The organism is Akkermansia muciniphila, from assembly GCF_018709685.1.
Classification (GTDB): Bacteria; Verrucomicrobiota; Verrucomicrobiia; order Verrucomicrobiales; family Akkermansiaceae; genus Akkermansia; species Akkermansia muciniphila_E.
This window is the reverse complement of sequence record NZ_JABDHQ010000021.1, coordinates 22,892-41,303: the sequence shown is the minus strand read 5'-3', so window position 1 is coordinate 41,303 and position 18,412 is coordinate 22,892. Positions and strand designations below refer to the sequence as shown.

The window sequence follows — 18,412 nt, the reverse complement described above, 5'->3', positions numbered from 1 at the left end:
AACTCATCATCAGACAATCCGGCTGTCCAGATCAAACGCCTGGCCGGAAGCCGCCGTGAGAATTTCCTGCAAAAACAGCAGGAACGCTGCGGCCTTTTCCGGCGTATTAAACCTGCCCAGCACATGCCTGGATAAAGCCGCCTCCTTCACACTCTCCCTCAGCCCCGCGGTCATCTCCGTCAGCATGAAACCCGGCAGCACCAGGTTCACGCGGACTCCTTCCCTTCCCCATTCCCGCGCCAGGCTCTTCACCAACCCTTCCAGGGCGGACTTGGAAGCGGCATAAGCCGTCTGAGAGGGCGACGGGCGAAGCGCCGCATAGGAACCGATCATCACCACCTGCCCTTCCCGTTTCTCCCGTATCATAGCGGCGGCGGCACAGCGGGCGCACCAGGCGGCTCCTGTCACATTCACGTCCATCACCTTGTCCCATTCCTTCTCCGTCTGTTTCAGGAATGGCCTGTCCCTGGTGATTCCGGCGGCGCAGACCGCCAGATCATAGGCGGGATGCCCGTCAAACCAGCGGCGCACGGCGGAGCGGTCCTCCACATCCAGCTCCGTATGGGACGGCGCATCCGCCTCCCAGCCGGCAGCGGTAAAACATTCCACGGCGGCCCGCGCCAAACCGCCGTGACCGCCGCTGATGAACAACCTTCCCATACCGGAATCTTTCCAGAACCATCAGAGCCTCACTTGGGGTCCACCCACCGCCCGTATTCCTTGATCAGGTCCACCAGCCGCTCCACGGCCTCCTCCTGGGGAATGTTGAACTTGACGGGGGTATGCTTCACGTACAGGTTGATCTTGTTCGGAGCGCCGCCCACATAGCCGAAATCGGCATCCGCCATTTCACCGGGCCCGTTCACAATGCACCCCATCACGGCAATCTTCACGCCCTTCAAATGCTCCGTGGCTTTCCGGATGCGGGCGGTAGCCTCCTGAATATTGTAGAGGGTGCGCCCGCAGGACGGGCAGGAAACATAATCCGCCCGGGTCAGGCGCGTTCCGGTGGCCTGTAAAATATTGAATCCCAGGAAGGAAGCCAGCCGCGGATCGGACTCTCCCTGAATCAGCAGCGCATCCCCAATGCCGTCGCTCAGCAGGGAGCCGATATTGCGCGCAGCCACCAGCGGCACGTCTTCATCGGAAACGGAACCGGGAACCAGCGTATCCTTCAGCAGAACCAGGTGCCTGTCTTCAATGCGGGCCGCCAGCAGGCGGAAGGCATAAACGGGTTCCATGTCCAGGCCGTTCTTCACGGTGACAATGGACGGCTCCGCCAATTCTTTCAGCGGCTCAAGTTCATCGTCGCGCCGGGGGTCTACCTCAATGACATCCAACTGGCCATAAGCCAGTTCCGGCATCATGTCCCCCATCGCCTCCCGTTCCGTCTGAAGGGCGTAAAACCCGGCATCCGGCACAACCACCCGCACGGGCTGGTCCCAACCCAGGCGCACGCCGTAGCACATCGCCAATCCCCCCTGCCTTTTGGAAAACTTCAGGGAATCGTACCCCAGTTCAGGTTCAGGAAAGGAAGAAGGAGGATCATCGAAACGTTCCGACGGCTGGAACGGATTGGACAGGCGGTAGGCCACCGGCACTTCCTGCACGGCGTCCTCCGTCAGGGAGACGCGCAGGGTATCCCCAATGCCGTCCATCAGCAGGGAACCGATGCCCACGGCGCTCTTGATGCGTCCATCCTCGCCCCCTCCGGCTTCCGTCACCCCCAGATGAATGGGATAATTCCAGTCCGGGCCCAGCGCATTCAGGCGCTCCACCAGCAGGCGGTAGGCGGCCACCATCACCTTCACGTTGGAGGCCTTCATGGAAAACACCAGGGAATGGTAATCCAGGTCGCGGGCAATCCGGGCAAACTCAATCGCGCTCTCCACCATCCCCTCCGGGGTATCTCCAAAACGGTTCAAAATGCGGTCGGACAGGGAACCGTGATTGGACCCGATGCGCATGGCCCGCCCATGTTCCCGGCAAAACAGCACCAGGGGAGTAAACTCCTCCCGCAGGCGTTCCAGCTCCTCGTTATATTCCGTGTCCGAATACTCCCGCACCTCAAACTTCTTCTTGTCGATGAAATTGCCGGGATTAATGCGTATCTTCTCCACCCATTTGGCGGCCTCCATCGCGGCATCCGGCTTGAAATGAATATCAGCCACCAGCGGTACATGACAGCCCGCGGAGCGCAATTCACGGGATATGTTTTCCAGATTGGCGGCATACGCCTTGGTCTGGGCCGTCAGGCGGATAATCTCGCACCCGGCGGCGGCCAGTTCCAGAGCCTCCTTCACGCAGGCGTCCGTATCCCGCGTATCAGACGTCAGCATGGACTGGACCCGGATGGGATTGGACCCGCCCACCCCCACATTCCCCACCATGACCTCCCGGGTCACGCGGCGCGTATATCGATAAGGACTCGGACAATAGGAAGACTGCATGCAACCACTCTACCGCGCCGCGCCGCGCTGTCAACCATCCTTCAAAACAGAACATCTCTTCACCACGCCCGGTAAAAGCGGAAAAACCGGTGGTGCATACGCTGAATGCCTTCTTCCCGTCCGGAAGTATTCCGTCAGGGGAAAGCTTTTCTCACATTCCCAGGGACTGCACGATAAACAAAACAACGGCCCCTATATACACCGCCCCCAGGACAAGCGCGGAACAGCACAGGAACAAACGGTATCCGGCGGCCACAGCCAGCCTTCTCAAGGGAGATTCCGGATGCCGCCGCACCCGCCACGCACATAGTAAAAAGAACGCAGCCGCCCCCGCAGACACGAGCAGGGCAGCCTTTAACAAGGGGGGGTAATAATCAAACACCACCCGGTTACGCCCCTCGTCCAGACGCACCGCCATCAATTCCCCCACTTTTTCAATGGGCGCTTCCACGCCGTTGCGTTCGGCTTTCCATCCCCGGTCGTAAACCACTGGAATCATTAACGCCTCTCCCTTTCCAGCGGACAGAACGGCCTCCACATGTCCTCCCCATCCCCGTGCCTCCAGCCCGTACTTATCCTGTTCCCTGCCCAGCACCGGCACTTCCTGCTCCGGCACGCGCGCCTCAGCCGCCAGAAGAGGAGACTCCACCGGACGGCGCAGAATTCCCTCCACTACGGTTTCCCCGGCTCTGCCCGCCTGCTTCAATTCCAAAACTCCGTTATAAGTGCGCCCCGTCCAGCCCGGCTTCTCCTGCGCCACTGCCATCACTGGGACAGCCAGTCCATTGACCCGGAAGTCATCAATATCCGTCTGCGGAAATCCGTACACAGCGCCGGAACATTCCGCAATCCTCCCCCTGTATCCATCACCATCCTTCTCTGTCTGCACTTCCACGGGAACGTACAGGGCCCCTTCCCCAGATGGACAAAGAGCGGCATGCAGGGCATTGAGATTGGTAAATACATCAGCCTCCGCATCAAGCCTCAGTCCCAGAGCGTTTTGGGGAACCACCAGCCCCCACCGGGCGCCCGGAAGCCTGTACAAGTGCATCCCGTGCCCGGAAAGCACCCTTTCCATTCCTTCCACGGGACGGGACGCCAGCATAAATCCATTCCCCAGCAGCAAATCTGAGAACAGGGTTCCCCCTTGTCCGTACGTGCGCGTGAATTCATCCCGGTACCCCAGGTTTTTCAGAAAACGGAAATGAGCAATGCTCGTGGTATGCCGGAAATTGCTGATGCTGGGCACCGGACCCAGACAGGCGGAATTGTCCACCAGCAGGCGGTCCCTGTCCTTCACGCGCAGCAGCCCGGCACATCCGCCCATGCGGCGCGTCAGCCACTCGGCGTTGAGGGTCTGGACAGCGGCTTTTTCCTCTTCTCCCCGCTTCCAGAATGCGGCAGCCCCCACGGGCAGCCCCAGCAACATCACGGCGGCGATGGACCATGCCAGCTTCCCGCCTTCCGCATGCCGCCAGCACAGCCATGCACACACAAAAAACAGCAATGGCAGCAGGCGCACCGCCAAATCCGCATCTGTCACGGAAAGGACAAGCAGGGAAATGGCAAAAGCCGCCGCGGGAAGGCCCAGGCACAGCCCCCAGCCCCAGTTGCGCCCCGCCGGTTCCGGCAGCCTGCCGCCGGACAAAATCCAGGCGCAGAAGGAGACTGCCACCAGATTGGGGATGAACCCGAACCGGACGGGAAAATCCACATAGCTCCACAGGTGGGCGGCCCGGTGAAGGGGCTCAATGAATGCGGGAAGCACGGACGCGCCCAGCAGGAGAAGGAACAACCGCCTCCCCCGGTCCGATGAAGGGGCCTCTTTCCTCCCATAGGCCAGATAGGCGGCCGCCAGGGAAGCGCAGGCCATTCCCGGCAGGCACGCATACAGGCGTTCCAGGAATTTGGGGGGATCAAACGGCCACGTCAGTTCAAAAAACGTGGGCGCAGTCATGAACAGGGAGCGCATGGAATCCCGGCTCATGTCCATCATCGGCAGCCAGTAATAGCAGGTAGCCATCGTCACCGCCGCCGTGTACCAGAACACGCGGGCCAGGCGCACGCGGCGTTCCTCCGTTCCTTTCAGGGGCAGCGTATAGGCCCAGGCGAACAGCCAGCCCAGCACGACGGCCATGAACGCGCTGTACAGGGAAGTGGCCAGCAGAAAAAGCCCCACGGCGTACAGCCACCCCTTTCCCCCGTTTACCAGCCGGTAAAGGCCCAGGGCAAACAGGGGGAACATGGCCGCATGGTCCAGAAACTGCATGAATCCGTACTTGGTCTGGAAAAATCCCCCCAGCGCATATCCCGCCGTCAGGAGCACGGTCCAGCACACGGACAGGGAGGGAAACACGCGCCTCAGGAACCAGGAGGCCGTCAGGCAGATGCACATCACATCCGCCAGCATCACCCAGACCATGTCCTTCAACAGGAAGGAGTCCCCCATGGCTACGGCAATCCAGGTGGAGGGAACCAGCAGCTGGTGCGGCAGCGTGGGGCTCACGCGAATGCCCGCACCGGAATTGACATCATAAAAAAAGGACCCGTCACACATGCCGCTCATCAGGGCGGACGCGTAATACTTCAAGGTGGGATAAACGAGCTGCCCGTTATCCATGTATTCCAGAAAATGGCCTCCAAGCGGCCAAATACCCCGCACGGCCAGAAACAGGCACAGCGCCGCCAGGGCAAACGCCATGGAGGCCAGAGACGTCAATACCGGACGGGATGAAGCGGGTTCCATGGGAGCGGTCAGCGGACAAAAGGTTCAGCGGCCTGCACCAGTTTCAGGGCGCGGGCGCACTCCTCCACGTCATGGACACGGTGGATACGGGCGCCGTGCAGATGGCCCCACACCGTCATCACGGCGGTACCCAGCGGGGCGCGCCCCTGCTCCACACTTCCCAGAATGGCGCCCAGCATGCGCTTGCGGGAAAGGCCCAGCAGCACCGGGCGCCCCGCCACCTGAAGCTTGTCCATATTGGACAGCAGGGCCAGATTGTGTTCCACCGTCTTGCCGAAGCCGATGCCGGGATCCCAGCAAATCTGTTCTGGAACAAGACCGCGCGCCAGCAGAAAATCATAACGTTCCTCAAAATAGCCGCGCACCTCCCCCACCACGTCACCATAGGAAGGCGCCTCCTGCATCGTCTCCGGCGTTCCCTGCATGTGCATCACCACCACGCCGCAGCGCGCCGCGGCGCACAGCTCCGCCATTCCCTCCTCCTGCAATCCGGAAATATCATTGATCACGTCCGCCCCGGCTTCCAGCACGGCTTCTGCCACGGCTGCATGGCGGGTATCCACGGAAATCACGGCCTCCGTGCACGGGCGCAATTCCCGCACCACGGGAAGCACCCGGTCCAGTTCCTCCTCCACGGAAACCTCCGCGGCCCCCGGCCTGGTGGACTCTCCGCCTATATCCAGAATCAGAGCGCCCTGCCGTTCAAGCTCCTTCGCATGGGAGACGGCGCGTTCCAGCGTATGGAACCGCCCTCCGTCGGAAAAGGAATCCGGAGTCACATTCACTATTCCCATCAGCACGCCTCCGCGCTCCACATTCAATAGGTCTCGCCTTACAAGCCAGTTCATCTAATTACGTTCTTGTCAAAGGCACTATACATCACTTTAATAAGTCAGAAACACTTTTTTCATCATGAAAATATCGCCCCTGCTTCTCATCGTTCCCCTGGCCATGACATCTGGAGCCCTGGCTGCCAGCCAGGACGATTTCAATGTCCAGACCTCCTCCTCCCGGCTGGTCAAGCATGAAGACGGATCACGCAGCTATTTTGAAAAGACCAACGAAGGCAAGGGGATGAAAAAAACGACTTACAATACCCATAACGTGCTGGTTTCCGTAACGCTTTACACCCGGGGCAAATACAACCAGCTTCTCTCCTGCCTCATCTTCGACGGGCAGAAAAACGAGCTGTTCTACGTAAGCTACGGCTACAACCAGAACGCAGAGCTGGTGGAAGAACGGATGTTCGACTCCAAGACCAAGGAACTCGTGCGCCGCTTCCTTTACAGGTATGACGCCATGGGCAACCGCAGCAAGCCCGTGTGCATCACCTTGGTTAAAGACAACAAAAACGTGGAGAAATACGGCAAGGAAACCGCTCCGGAAAAGGACCCCTTTGCCGCCGACTTTGAAAAGAAGAACAAGTAGGCTCCAGAAGACCGGGGAAAACTGTTCCACCCCGCCACCTTTCAACCGGCCTCATCCCCGTGATGCCCGTCCGGTTTTACCCTTCATGCCGCGTGAAGCAGGCCGGAAGGATACACACCTCTTCCAACCAGGGAGGAACGTGCACGAATGCCCTGTTCAAGGCTAAAACACGGCTCCCCGCGTCAACCGCCTCAATCCGTCCTGTACCGGAAACGGGGGCGGATTCAGGAACGTCCTGTCAACAGAGCGGGGTGTCTTATTCCTCGTCGCTGGCCTCCAGCCTGTTCCGCCAGCGGCGGGCCACCCAGGGACGCACCAGCCCGTAAAGCAGGTAAATGGAGAAAATGACCGCGGGCATCACCCACGGGAACTTGAAAATACAGATGACCGCCAGCACAATGAGCACGATCGCGTACATCGTTCCCCGCGTACGCATGTTGATATGCTTGAAGCTGGGATAAACCACCCGGCTCATCATCAGGACGGACACTCCCGCCATTGCCAGCGCAATCACGTACTTGAACACGCCCAGGTCCATGGCCCCGTCCGGAGCCCTGCCCGCCAGGTACATCACCAGGTACATGGTGGAAACCACGGCTCCCGCCGCCATCGGAACGGGAAGGCCCACAAAATCGCTGCTCTGCCCCTCCTTCCGGGGAGCGGCCGCCATGCAGTTGAACCGCGCCAGGCGCAGGGCGGCGCACAGCAGGTACAAGATGCCGATGCCCCAGCCCACCTCCGGCGGAGAAAGCTGGAACAGGACGGCCTTGGCCACCAGCAGCGCCGGGGCGATGCCGAAGGAGACGATGTCCGCCAGGGAGTCAAACTCCCGTCCAAACGGGCCGTCCTGCCCGCGCATGCGCGCGATGCGGCCGTCAAACAAATCAAACAGGCACGCCGCGAAAATCAGGAACGTGGCATTCTGGTAATAGGAAAAGGCCGCCACGGCGTCGCTGTCCGCCTGGTTGATCCCTTCAAAAATCGTCAGAATGGCGAAAAACCCGCACACCAGGTTCCCTGCCGTAAACAGGTTCGGCAGAATGGGAATCTCAGGTTCGTCCGGAAAAATCTTCTTGTCCATGATCAGTGTCCTGTGGGGCGCCCCTGTACGGGGCTAATCATTAATAATATTGCGGGCCGCCGCAGCCAGAGCCTGGGGATCTGCATCCTGCGGGGCGGAACCGCGGGCCTGGTCCGGACGGCCGCCTCCCTTGCCTCCGACAAGAGCGGAAACCTCGCGGATCATATCCCCGGCGGACAATCCGTCCGCAATGGCATCTTTGCCACAATAAGCGCCCAGGAGCAAGGAAGAACTGTCCACGCACAGCAGGAAGGCGGCGCCCGCATACTGGCGCTTTTTCAGACCGTTCAGCAATTCCTGGAGCAATTCCCCGGCGCCCTCCGCCACCTGGATCAGAGAGGCGGGGTCATCGGAAAGCCATTCATTCAGCAGGGCGTCAGCCCGGGCGGCGGACTGCCCGGCGCGGGCCTTCTTAAGCTTCTTTTCCGCCTCCAGGGCCGTCTGCTTGAAATGCTCCACGGAGGCGGCAAAACGCGCCAGGGAATCATTCACCGTCCGGATGTCGGAAGCGCCCAGGGCGGACAGCCCCGGCTTGCCTTCAATCGTGGGGACCGGGACCTGTTCCAGCCCCATGTCCGCCAGTTCGCCATTCACCTCCTTGATTTTCTCCACCGCCCTGGCGATTTCCAGGCTTTTGGCGACGACGTGCTGGCGGATCATTTCCAGAGCCGCGTCTCCCGTCATGGCCTCAATGCGGCGCACGCCGGAGGCGATGGCCCCCTCGCTCTTGATCTTGAACAGGCCTATATCCTTCGTATTGGCAATGTGCGTACCGCCGCAGAACTCCATGGAAACGCCGTCCAGTTCATTCCGGCAGCCACCCACCTGGACCACGCGCACCACGTCCCCGTACTTGTCGCCAAAGAACTGGGCAATCGCGGAATTTCCCTTCACGTCCGCATAGGCGCGTTCCGTGCAGTGAACCGGCAGGGCCTCCTCAATCCAGCCGTTCACCTTCTCTTCAATCCGGCGGAGCTGGTCCGGCGTGACGGCACCGCTGTTAAAGTCAAAGCGCAGGCGGTCTTCCGAAACGTAGGAGCCCTGCTGGGCCGCATCCGGGCTCACCACCTGGTGCAGGGCGCAGTGAAGAAGGTGGGTGGCGGTATGGTGCGCCTCCACACGGCGGCGGCGTTCCGCGTCAATGCTCAGATGCACGCGGTCCCCCGGCTTCACGGCCAGTCCCTCGCGGGCTTCCACCACATGGGCGCGGGCATTCCCGATCTGCTGGACGGCCATCACATGGTAGCTGTCTCCGCCTATTTCAATCAACCCGGCATCAGAAACCTGGCCGCCCATCTCCGCGTAAAACGGAGTCTTGTCCGTAATGATGAACAGGGAATCCCCCTGGCGGCTCACTTCCAGCACCGTGGCGGCGCATTCGTCCACATCATACCCCGTGAACTCCGTCACGGCATCCGTCTTCAAATCCAGGGCGCGGACCACCTCGCTCTTGCGGGCGGCGCGGGCGCGTTCCCGCTGCTCATTCATCAGCCTGTTGAACCCGTCCATGTCAATTTCCAGCCCGCGTTCTTCCGCAAGCAGGGCCGTCAGGTCAATCGGGAAACCGTACGTATCATACAGCTTGAACGCAAACTCCCCGCTCACCTTTCCGGCGGAAGCCGTTTCCGCATCAAACAATTCCAGGCCGCGGTCCAGCGTTTCATTAAAGCTGGCCTCTTCACGGTTCAGCACCTCCTTCACGGTGGCGGCGCGGGCGGCAAGCTCAGGGAACACCTGGCCGAAGGATTCCACCAGCGTATCCACCAGTTCCGCCAGGAACGGCTGGGTGAAGCCCAGGCGGCGGCCGTAGCGCACGGCACGGCGCAGAATGCGGCGCAGCACGTAATTACGGCCGTTGTTGCCCGGCAAAATGCCGTCCGCTATGGAAAAACTGAGCGTGCGCAGATGGTCCGCAATCACGCGGAAGGCAATCGCCTCCTGAAGAGAATCATCCTGCGCGCCCACCTTCTTGGAACCGGGCGCCGGATACACGTCCGCATACTTGCGTCCGCTTAAAACCTCCAGACGGTCAAACAGCGGGCGGAACACGTCCGTGGCGTAATTGGACGGCTTGCGGGAAAAATCCTTGAACCCGTCCGTGCACTGCATGATGGAGCACGCGCGTTCAAAGCCCATGCCCGTATCCACATGGCACGCCGGAAGATTGCGCATGGAACCGTTGCTCTCCGCATTATACTGGATGAACACCAGGTTCCAGATTTCTATGCACTGGTCGGAATCCTTGTTCACCAGGCTCCCCTTCGTATCCCCCTCCGGGGTCAGGTCCACGTGCAGCTCGGAACAGGGGCCGCAGGGGCCGGTTTCACCCATCATCCAGAAATTATCCTTCACGTTCCCGTGCACGATCTGAACGTCCGGGTCCAAACCGCGGGAACGGAACAGCTCAGCCCAGTAATCCCAGGCCTCCTGGTCAAACTCTCCGGGATCGCCCTTGCTCTTGTCCGGCGCGTATACGGTGGCGTACAGCCGTTCCGCCGGGAACCCCCACCGTTCCACCACCAGCTCCCAGGCCCACTGGATGGCCTCCTTCTTGAAATAATCCCCAAAGGACCAGTTCCCCAGCATTTCAAAAAACGTATGGTGGTAGGAATCATAACCCACATCCTCCAAGTCGTTGTGCTTGCCACCGGCGCGGATGCACTTCTGGGTGTCCGTGGCGCGGGCAGGCGTCCACGGCGGGGTCCATACCCCCAGGAAATACGGAACAAACTGGTTCATGCCGGCATTAGTGAACAACAATCCGGGGCTCTGGGGCATCAAAGAAGCAGAGGGCACGACCGTGTGCTGTTTCTCGCGGAAAAAGTCCAGAAAGCTTTGGCGTATCTCGGTGGCGGTCATCATATCAATAATAGGAAAAGTAAAAGTCGCCGGATTATGCCTGTTCCGCCCCCGTTAGTAAACCGCTAATTCCTTCTCCGTCATGCCGGACGTATTTTTACTTGTAAAAAATTATACACTTGTATAAATAGAGACATGAAAAAACTGGTGATCCTCCTGATTCTTCTTGCGGCGGCAGGAGCGGCAGCCTGGTTCATCTACCGGGAAGCTCCGTCCGGGCCTGAGGATAAAGCCGTCCTTTACGGCAACGTGGACCTGCGCCAGGTGGACCTGGCCTTCCTGATCTCCGAACGGATTGACTCCGTGCTGGTGGACGAGGGAGACACCGTGGTCCCCGGGCAGAAACTCGCCACGCTGGAAACGGTGCGCCTGCAGCAGGCTGTGGATGAAGCGCGCCAGACGACGGAGGCCGCGCGCCAGAACTACCTGCGCGTTAAAAACGGCCCGCGCGCGGAGGAAATAGCCCAGGCGCGGTCAAACGTGGAGGCGGCGGAAGCCACGCTGAACAACGCCGCAGTGCGCAGCAAGAGACTGGTGGCGCTGGCTGACACCAAATCCATCTCCCGGCAGGAGGCGGACGACGCCGTAGCCTCTCAGCAAGTGGCGGCGGCCAACCTGGACGTAGCCAGAAAACAGCTGGAACTGCTGCTGGCGGGCTCCCGCGCGGAAGATATTGCCCAGTCCCTGGCCCAGTACAACCAGGCGAAGGCCAACCTGGTCATCAGGGAACAGAACCTGAAGGACGCCGTGCTTTACGCTCCAAGCAACGCCGTGGTGCGCAACCGGATTCTGGAAAAGGGGGACATGGCCTCCCCGCAGAAACCCGTGTACAACCTCTCCCTGAACCACACCAAATGGGTCAGGGCCTATCTGACCGAATCCCAGCTGGGAAAGGTAAAACCCGGCTTTTCCGCCACCGTCCATAACGACAGCTTCCCGGATACGGACTTCAAGGGAACGGTGGGCTTCATCTCCTCCGTGGCGGAATTCACGCCCAAGAACGTGGAAACGCCGGACCTCCGCACCGCCCTGGTGTATGAAGTGCGCATCATCGTGGATGACCCGGACAACCGGCTGCGGCTGGGCGCCCCCGCCACGGTCACCATCCCGCTGGACCAGGGCGCCGGGCAGCGGGCTCCGGAACAGCCCAGGCCATGACCGCGGACTCCCAGCCCCTGATTGACTGCCGGAACGTCCGTAAAATGTTTCCGGACCCGGCGGGCGTTCCCTTTGCGGCGGTGGACGGCGTCTCCTTCCGCCTTTCCCCCGGGGAAATCGTGGGCCTGCTGGGGCCGGACGGCGCGGGAAAAACCACCCTCATCCGCCTCATCACCGGGCTGATGAAGCCGCATGAAGGCTCCATTTCCGTCCTGAATCTGGACTCCGTCAAAAAAGCGCGGGCCATTCAGGCCTCCATCGGGTACATGCCTCAGAAATTCGGCCTTTACGAGGACCTTACCGTGAGGGAAAACATGGAGCTTTACGCCCGCATGCACGGCGTCTCCGGCCAGGACCGGGAAAAACGCTTCCGCAGCCTGCTCTCCATGACCAGCCTGGAGCGCTTCACCACGCGCCTGGCGGGCAAGCTCTCCGGCGGCATGAAGCAGAAGCTGGGGCTGTGCTGTTCCCTGGTCTCCTCCCCGCCCCTGATCCTGCTGGATGAACCCACCGTGGGGGTTGACCCGCTCTCCCGCCGGGAACTCTGGAACATCCTGGGGCAGTTCTCCCGTGAGGAAGGCGTGGGCGTGCTGGTCAGCACCTCCTATATGGATGAATCCGCCTACTGCAACCGCACCCTCATCATGTACAAGGGGGGCCTGCTGATGGATGCTCCGCCCGCGGACGTCATCGCCCGCGCGGAGGGCATGTGCATCACCGTGCGCACGCCGGAAGGCATCCACGCGCGCCAGTTCCAGAGCAGGCTGGCCGCCCTGCCCGGAATCATCAACGCCACTCCCCAGGGAGGCACCGTGCGCATCATCCTGCCGCGTGACCACCCCACGCGGCAGAAGCTGGAGGAATACCACCCGCAGCCGGGGCTGCCGGATTTTTCCGACGGCTTCATGACCCTGCTGGCCGGACAGACGGACCTCACCCCGCAGGACATCCCCGCTCCCGCGGAAACACCTCCTCCCGACCAGGGAACCGGCGGAGAAACCATCATCCAGGTAACGGACCTTGTACGCAAATTCGGCAGCTTCACCGCTGTCAACCACGTCAGCTTCTCCGTCAGCCGGGGGCAGGTCTTTGGCCTGCTGGGACCGAACGGAGCCGGAAAAAGCACCACGTTCCGCATGCTTTGCGGCCTCCTGCCCGCAACCGGAGGCACCCTTAACGTGGCCGGAGCGGACCTGAGAACCGCCGCCGCCCGCGCGCGGAGAAGAGTGGGGTACGTGGCCCAGAAATTCTCCATGTACGGCATGCTCACCACGCGGCAGAACCTGGAATTCTTTGCTGGAGCCTATGGCATGGCCGGAAAGGAACGGCGGGACGCTATCCGCTCCATGGAAGAAGAATTCCACCTCACCCCGTACATGAATGCCCCCGCGGCCCACCTGCCCGGCGGCTACAAGCAGCGCCTGAGCATGGCGTGCGGCCTGCTCCACTCCCCGGACATCCTCTTCCTGGACGAACCCACCTCAGGCGCGGACCCCCTGGCCCGGCGCGACTTCTGGCTGCGCATCAACTCCCTGGCGGAAAAAGGCGTCACCATCATCATCACCACCCACTTTCTGGGGGAAGCGGAATTCTGCGACAACATGCTCATCATGATGGACGGAACCACGCTGGCGGAGGGCTCTCCGGATGAAATACGCAACTATGCCCCGCCCCGCAAGGACGGCGCCCCGGCCTCCCTGGAAGACGCCTTCCTGGCCATCACGGAGGAACACATGCGGAAAGGAGGGGAAGAATCATGACGGCCTCCCTCAAACGCATCGGCGCCCTCATCGTCAAGGAACTCCACCAGGTGGTGAGGGACCCCGGCAACATTGGCATCGCCGTCATTCTCCCGGCCGTGCTCCTGCTCCTCTTCGGCTACGGCATGAGCATGGACATCAAAAACGTGCGCATCGCGTACCTGGCCGTTCCGGCCTCCAGCGAATCCACCAACCTGGAAACGCGCCTCACCCTCTCCAAATACTTCCAGACCACCCGCGTCTTCTCCTCCCGCGAGGCGGAAGAAAAGCTGCGCACCCATCAGGCGGACGCCTTCATCGCCCTGCAAAGCGACGCCCCGGACACGCTCAACGGCGGCGTCACGAAAGTCCAGATCGTCGTCAACGGAGTTAACGCCAACCAGGCCACCCTCATCCGCAACTACCTCCAGGCCGTTGTGGGCTCCTGGGCGGCCTCCCTGGACGGACAGTCCGCCCCCGTGCTGGACGTGCAGACGCGTACCCGCTTCAATGAAGCCAACGACAGCCACTACTACCTGGTTCCCGGCGTCATCGTCACCATCATGACCATGATCGGAGCGCTCCTCACCTCCCTGGTCATGGCAAGGGAATATGAACGGGGCACGCTGGAAAGCCTCTTCGTCACCCCCGTGGGCAGCGGGGAAATCCTCACCGCCAAGGCGGCCACCAACTTCCTGCTGGGCATGGTCAGCCTGGCCATCTCCATGGTCTTCGCCGCCTTCGTCTTTGACATCCCCATCCGCGGTTCCCTCACCCTGCTGCTGGCGGTCTCCGCCCTCTTCCTGATCGTGGCCCTGGGGCTGGGCCTCGTCATCTCCACCGCCACGAAAAACCAGTTCCTGGCCTGCCAGTTCGCCATCATGGGCACCTTCATGCCGGCCCTCATGCTCTCCGGCTTCCTGTATGACATCCTGAACATGCCGCCCGCCGTGCGCGCCCTTACTTACATGATCCCGGCGCGCTACTACGTCACCCTGCTCCAGACCCTCTTCCTGGCCGGGGACATCCCCTCCGTCATCATCCCGTGCTGCATCACGCTGGGCGTCTTCGCCGTCATCCTCATGGGCATCGCCCGCCTGAAAGCCCCCAAATCCCTAGAATAACGCCATGGACTTCTTCGTCAGAATAGCCTCCCTCGTCAAAAAGGAACTGCTGGCCGTGCTCCGGGACAAAAAAAGCCGCATGGCCCTCATCATCCCGCCCGTCGTCCAGATCTGCATCTTCGGATACGCGGCTACCATGAACGTCACGCGCGTGCCCTACGCCGTGCTGGACAAGGACGGCGGGGAAGCGGCCGCCCAGTACATCGCGGACCTGGAAGGCACCGGCATCTTCCGGCGGCAGGCCACGGCAACCACGGAAAAGGACATCGACCGCATGATCGACAACCGGGACATCGTCGTAGGGCTCACCATTCCGCCGGACTTCTCCCGCAACCTCCAGACGGGCCGCCCCGCCTCCCTCCAGCTCATCGCGGACGGGCGCAACGCAAACACGGCAGCTATCGCCCTTGGCTACGCCCAGCAAATCGCCTCCGGCTTCGGCGCGGACCTGGCCGTCAAAAACGGCGCTGCCACCCCGGTGGAAATAGAAGCCCGCTCCTGGTTCAACCCCAACCTCATCACGCGCTGGTTCATCGTGCCCGGCCTCATTGCCGTCCTCGCCCTGATCAACTCTATCCTATCCGGCGCGCTCTCCATCGCCCGGGAACGGGAGGAAGGCACCTTTGACCAGCTTCTGGTAGCCCCGTACAACCCGGGGGAAATCCTGCTGGGCAAAGGCATCGCCACGGTCATCACCGGTTCCATGCAGGCCGTCTTCGTGGTGCTGGTGGCCATGTTCTGGTTCCGCATCCCCTTCCAGGGCTCCATCTGGCTGCTTGCCGCGGCCATTCTGCTCTTCATCATCACCGCGGCGGCCATCGGGCTGTGCATCTCCTCCTTCGCCCAATCCCTCCAGCAGGCCATTGTGGGAACCTTCCTGCTCCTGGTGCCCATGGTCATGCTCTCCGGCTTCGCCACGCCCATCTCCAGCATGCCGGACATCTTCCAGGACCTCACCCTGCTCAACCCCATGAGGTACGGACTGGAACTCATCCAGCGCATCTTCCTGGAAGGAGCCGGATTCCTGGACCTCTGGCCTCTCTTCGGAGCCATTCTCATTGTAACGGCTGTCTCCGTGTTTGCCGCCATCTTCTCCTTCCATCACAAAATCTCCTGACGGAAAACTCCACGGAAACTCTCCCTTCCCGGCCCCCGGAACATCCCGGCGCCCTTTTGCCCTTAATCTTTCGTCTTGAACATTTTCATCACGCCAATCCCGTCACCCGCATAAAAATACTTGCATCCGGCCCGGTTTTTCTATTCTATCTCCTTCGTTCTCCTTGAGAACATGGGCTCGTCGTTCAATGGATAGGACATCGGTTTCCGGTACCGACGATGTAGGTTCGATTCCTACCGGGCCTACCACTTTTTCATGCCGCAAGTTATTATTTATCAGCGCTGGCGATTTTTGTTTCTTGAACTGCAAGACATCAGAACGGTTTTTGGAGTCTCCTCGTACCGTCTGGTGGAACGTTCCGCCAGTGCTGGCCATCCTGCCAGCCCCCCGGAACATTCACCCCAAGACATTACTGCCTCCCTTAAAGGGCCGTCCCCTTTTTCGGCGTGAAAAGACGAGTCAAATCGGCTCCTTCAAGCTCCAGAAGCCGGATTTTTGCAGGGATTCCGCCCGCATAGCCCGTCAGGCTGCCGCCCGTGCCCACCACCCGGTGGCACGGGATGATGATGGAAATGGGATTATGCCCCACCGCTCCCCCCACCGCCTGTGCAGACATCCCCTTTTTATTTCCGTTCCTGGCTATCTTCCGGGCAATTTCCCCGTAAGTAGTTACTTCTCCATAGGGAATTTCACAAAGAATCCTCCATACGGCCCGGCGGAACTCTCCGCCCACAGGGGCCAGGGGCAATTCGCCTGTCCGGGGCTTCCCTCCTGCAAAATACCTGTCCAGCCAGTCTTTTGCTGCGGCAAACACAGGCAGACCATCTTTTTCCTCCATATTCCCGTTGACGGTTCCTCCAAAATACTTCTGGCCTTCCAGCCACAGGCCTGTGAGATGTTCCCCGTCGCCCGCCAGCGTGAGCGGCCCAAGGGGTGACGAATAGTGTGTTAAGTAATACATCATATTTTCAGTGTTTCAGTGAATGCCATAAATTAACGGCGGCATGCTTCCCCACGGCCTCCAGCCCAGGCAAGGCCGGAATCCGGCCCGTTCCGCTTCCGCCGCCGTGGCGTAATAGGTGCAATTCCCGGGCCTGGGAAACTTTGCCCGGCATATGGGCCGGCAATAAATGCCCCGCAGACACAACCCCCACGAAGAAATGGCCGTCAAACCGGGCATCCTTGGATTTAAATGCGGCATACCAGGCCTTTTCATTTCCTTTCATGGTTTTGGCAAACTCCACGTTTGAGACTCACTATAGCAAACTGCGGAAATAATTACCGCCATTTTCGGACATGCATTCAAAAAAATTATTTTGACATCGGGCAAACAATTATATAACTAATTACGTAATCAGTTACGTTTTTAACAACACAAAAGGAGAAGGGAACATGGATTTCTTCAACCAGACAGGGAAAATGGCCATTGGAAGCAGACTGAGGATGCTGACGGATAAAATAACGAATGACGCCGCCCTGATCTTCAGGATGTACGGTGTGGACATCCGCCCCAAATGGTTTCCCGTATTCTTTGTCCTGTCACGGGGAGAGGCCAAAACCATCACCTCCATTGCCAGGGAAATAGGGCACTCCCACCCGTCGGTCAGCAACATCGTCAAGGAAATGGGGGCCAGGGGGCTGGTAAAAGAAAAAAAGGACAAAACGGACGGGCGGAGAAACCTCATCATGCTGTCCGCCAAGGGAAAGAAAATGTCCGATATCATGGCGGAACAATATCCCGACGTGGAAGCCGCCGTGGAGCAAATTTCCCGCCAAACCCGGAACGATCTGTGGCGCGCGATTGAAGAATGGGAAGGCCTGCTGGCTGAAAAAACGCTGCTGGAACGGGTGAAGGAAGCAAAAAGGGAACGGGAAGGCCGGGACGTGGCCATTGTTCCCTACGAGCCCCGCTACCAGACCGCTTTCAAGATGCTCAATGAAGAATGGATTACGGCGCACTGGCAGATGGAAGAACCGGACCATCACGCGCTGGACCACCCGCAGGAGCACATTCTGGACAAGGGCGGCCACATTTTCGTGGCGCTTTATAAGGAGGAGCCGGTCGGCGTGTGCGCCCTGTGCAAAAAGGATGACCCCGTTCATCAGTATGAGCTGGCCAAACTTGCCGTCAGCCCCAACACGCAGGGCAAAGGCATCGGCATGCTGCTGTGCCGGACCGTCATCGCCAAGGCAAAAGAACTGGGCTGTAAAAAAATCTTCCTGGAAAGCAATACCCTGCTCCGCCCGGCCATCCAGCTGTACAGAAAGGCGGGGTTCAAGGAAGTTGAGATTTACCACCCATCCTATGAACGGGTGAATATCCAGATGGAACTGATGCTCCAGTAACGCGCAACCCTTTGCGCAACCCGTCCCGAATAGTTCCGGAGAAAAGCCGCTGTCTTTTCCTCCGGTCAAAAAATTCATGTTTCCTCATATCTCCGTCAAACGGTCATCACTCCTCTTCCGATAAAACAGTCTGGCGTCTTGTGAACAAACTTCATCAAAAAAGAGGAAGCATTGCCATTCCCTGATCTCAGATTTTTATTATAAGGGGACATTTCTCCACTGGTTCCGGCCCGGCAGTTTTTTCTTTAGGAAAAAACTCACTCTTCTTTCGGACGATGGCAGCAGTCCGCCGTTATAACAGTTAGAGATGGGGATGAACCGGGTCCCTCCCCTCCGGTTCCCCGTCTCTCTCCGCCCCTAAACA

General features: G+C 60.0%; 13 protein-coding genes, 1 tRNA gene and 1 pseudogene. 7 read left to right on the top strand and 8 right to left on the bottom strand.

Annotated elements, in window-relative coordinates:
* Positions 1–9: 9 nt before the first annotated feature.
* The 4 genes from HHJ06_RS11035 to folP all read right to left on the bottom strand — a co-directional run bounded on the left by HHJ06_RS11035 (position 10) and on the right by folP (position 6,044).
* Positions 10–660: an SDR family NAD(P)-dependent oxidoreductase gene (locus tag HHJ06_RS11035; RefSeq protein ID WP_215429756.1), complete on the bottom strand. Its 651-nt coding sequence runs from the start codon at positions 658–660 to the stop codon at positions 10–12.
* Positions 661–689: 29 nt separating this feature from the next.
* Positions 690–2,450, bottom strand: a complete 1,761-nt coding sequence (ispG, locus tag HHJ06_RS11030) for a (E)-4-hydroxy-3-methylbut-2-enyl-diphosphate synthase (protein ID WP_215429754.1) — start codon at positions 2,448–2,450, stop codon at positions 690–692.
* 151 nt (positions 2,451–2,601) lie between these two features.
* Complete coding sequence (locus HHJ06_RS11025) at positions 2,602–5,196, bottom strand: YfhO family protein (RefSeq protein ID WP_215429752.1); 2,595 nt, start codon at positions 5,194–5,196, stop codon at positions 2,602–2,604.
* A gap of 8 nt (positions 5,197–5,204) precedes the next feature.
* Positions 5,205–6,044: a dihydropteroate synthase gene (gene folP / locus HHJ06_RS11020; protein WP_215429750.1), complete on the bottom strand. Its 840-nt coding sequence runs from the start codon at positions 6,042–6,044 to the stop codon at positions 5,205–5,207.
* 64 nt (positions 6,045–6,108) lie between these two features.
* On the opposite strand from folP, the gene HHJ06_RS11015 reads away from it, so the two are divergent.
* Positions 6,109–6,624 (top strand): hypothetical protein, encoded by a 516-nt coding sequence (locus HHJ06_RS11015; RefSeq protein ID WP_146016647.1) that lies wholly within the window; start codon positions 6,109–6,111, stop codon positions 6,622–6,624.
* A 256-nt stretch (positions 6,625–6,880) separates the two neighbouring features.
* On the opposite strand, the gene pssA is transcribed toward HHJ06_RS11015, so the two are convergent.
* Together pssA and alaS are read right to left on the bottom strand one after the other, a co-directional pair.
* Entirely contained in the window at positions 6,881–7,705 is an 825-nt protein-coding gene (gene pssA / locus HHJ06_RS11010) for a CDP-diacylglycerol--serine O-phosphatidyltransferase (protein ID WP_102713129.1), read from the bottom strand.
* 33 nt (positions 7,706–7,738) lie between these two features.
* On the bottom strand, positions 7,739–10,567 hold the full coding sequence (gene alaS / locus HHJ06_RS11005; RefSeq protein WP_215429748.1) for an alanine--tRNA ligase: 2,829 nt from the start codon (positions 10,565–10,567) through the stop codon (positions 7,739–7,741).
* 132 nt (positions 10,568–10,699) lie between these two features.
* Here alaS and HHJ06_RS11000 point away from each other — a divergent pair, with 132 nt between their 5' ends.
* The 5 genes from HHJ06_RS11000 to HHJ06_RS10980 all read left to right on the top strand — a co-directional run bounded on the left by HHJ06_RS11000 (position 10,700) and on the right by HHJ06_RS10980 (position 15,950).
* Positions 10,700–11,722 carry an efflux RND transporter periplasmic adaptor subunit gene (locus HHJ06_RS11000; RefSeq protein ID WP_215429746.1) on the top strand — a complete coding sequence of 341 codons (1,023 nt, stop codon included), beginning with the start codon at positions 10,700–10,702 and terminating at the stop codon, positions 11,720–11,722.
* The gene (locus tag HHJ06_RS10995; RefSeq protein ID WP_215429744.1) at positions 11,719–13,482 is read left to right on the top strand and encodes an ATP-binding cassette domain-containing protein; all 1,764 of its coding nucleotides are present in this window, start codon (positions 11,719–11,721) and stop codon (positions 13,480–13,482) included. Before HHJ06_RS11000 ends, HHJ06_RS10995 begins: the two co-directional genes overlap by 4 nt.
* Positions 13,479–14,585, top strand: coding sequence for an ABC transporter permease (locus tag HHJ06_RS10990; RefSeq protein ID WP_215429742.1), 1,107 nt, complete (start codon positions 13,479–13,481; stop codon positions 14,583–14,585). Before HHJ06_RS10995 ends, HHJ06_RS10990 begins: the two co-directional genes overlap by 4 nt.
* A 4-nt stretch (positions 14,586–14,589) precedes the next feature.
* Positions 14,590–15,702, top strand: coding sequence for an ABC transporter permease (locus HHJ06_RS10985; protein WP_215429740.1), 1,113 nt, complete (start codon positions 14,590–14,592; stop codon positions 15,700–15,702).
* A gap of 173 nt (positions 15,703–15,875) precedes the next feature.
* Positions 15,876–15,950 (top strand) — tRNA-Arg (locus tag HHJ06_RS10980).
* 173 nt (positions 15,951–16,123) lie between these two features.
* On the opposite strand, the gene HHJ06_RS10975 is transcribed toward HHJ06_RS10980, so the two are convergent.
* Both HHJ06_RS10975 and HHJ06_RS10970 read right to left on the bottom strand, forming a co-directional pair.
* On the bottom strand, positions 16,124–16,663 hold the full coding sequence (locus HHJ06_RS10975) for a methylated-DNA--[protein]-cysteine S-methyltransferase (protein ID WP_343206622.1): 540 nt from the start codon (positions 16,661–16,663) through the stop codon (positions 16,124–16,126).
* Positions 16,664–16,717: 54 nt separating this feature from the next.
* Positions 16,718–16,928: pseudogene (locus tag HHJ06_RS10970) on the bottom strand (Ada metal-binding domain-containing protein); the annotation flags it as partial.
* Positions 16,929–17,094: 166 nt separating this feature from the next.
* Between HHJ06_RS10970 and HHJ06_RS10965 the strand changes: the two are divergent.
* Entirely contained in the window at positions 17,095–18,048 is a 954-nt protein-coding gene (locus tag HHJ06_RS10965) for a bifunctional helix-turn-helix transcriptional regulator/GNAT family N-acetyltransferase (protein WP_215429733.1), read from the top strand.
* The last annotated feature ends 364 nt before the right edge of the window (positions 18,049–18,412 follow it).

Bases quoted from the DNA above. Each gene is read 5' to 3' on its own strand.
- pssA (WP_102713129.1), bottom strand. From the start codon at position 7,705: ATGGACAAGAAGATTTTTCCGGACGAACCTGAGATTCCCATTCTGCCG.
- HHJ06_RS11025 (WP_215429752.1), bottom strand. From the start codon at position 5,196: ATGGAACCCGCTTCATCCCGTCCGGTATTGACGTCTCTGGCCTCCATG.
- HHJ06_RS11035 (WP_215429756.1), bottom strand. From the start codon at position 660: ATGGGAAGGTTGTTCATCAGCGGCGGTCACGGCGGTTTGGCGCGGGCC.
- HHJ06_RS10995 (WP_215429744.1), top strand. From the start codon at position 11,719: ATGACCGCGGACTCCCAGCCCCTGATTGACTGCCGGAACGTCCGTAAA.
- HHJ06_RS10965 (WP_215429733.1), top strand. From the start codon at position 17,095: ATGGATTTCTTCAACCAGACAGGGAAAATGGCCATTGGAAGCAGACTG.
- HHJ06_RS10975 (WP_343206622.1), bottom strand. From the start codon at position 16,663: ATGTATTACTTAACACACTATTCGTCACCCCTTGGGCCGCTCACGCTG.
- HHJ06_RS10985 (WP_215429740.1), top strand. From the start codon at position 14,590: ATGGACTTCTTCGTCAGAATAGCCTCCCTCGTCAAAAAGGAACTGCTG.
- HHJ06_RS11000 (WP_215429746.1), top strand. From the start codon at position 10,700: ATGAAAAAACTGGTGATCCTCCTGATTCTTCTTGCGGCGGCAGGAGCG.
- folP (WP_215429750.1), bottom strand. From the start codon at position 6,044: ATGAACTGGCTTGTAAGGCGAGACCTATTGAATGTGGAGCGCGGAGGC.
- alaS (WP_215429748.1), bottom strand. From the start codon at position 10,567: ATGATGACCGCCACCGAGATACGCCAAAGCTTTCTGGACTTTTTCCGC.
- ispG (WP_215429754.1), bottom strand. From the start codon at position 2,450: ATGCAGTCTTCCTATTGTCCGAGTCCTTATCGATATACGCGCCGCGTG.
- HHJ06_RS10990 (WP_215429742.1), top strand. From the start codon at position 13,479: ATGACGGCCTCCCTCAAACGCATCGGCGCCCTCATCGTCAAGGAACTC.
- HHJ06_RS11015 (WP_146016647.1), top strand. From the start codon at position 6,109: ATGAAAATATCGCCCCTGCTTCTCATCGTTCCCCTGGCCATGACATCT.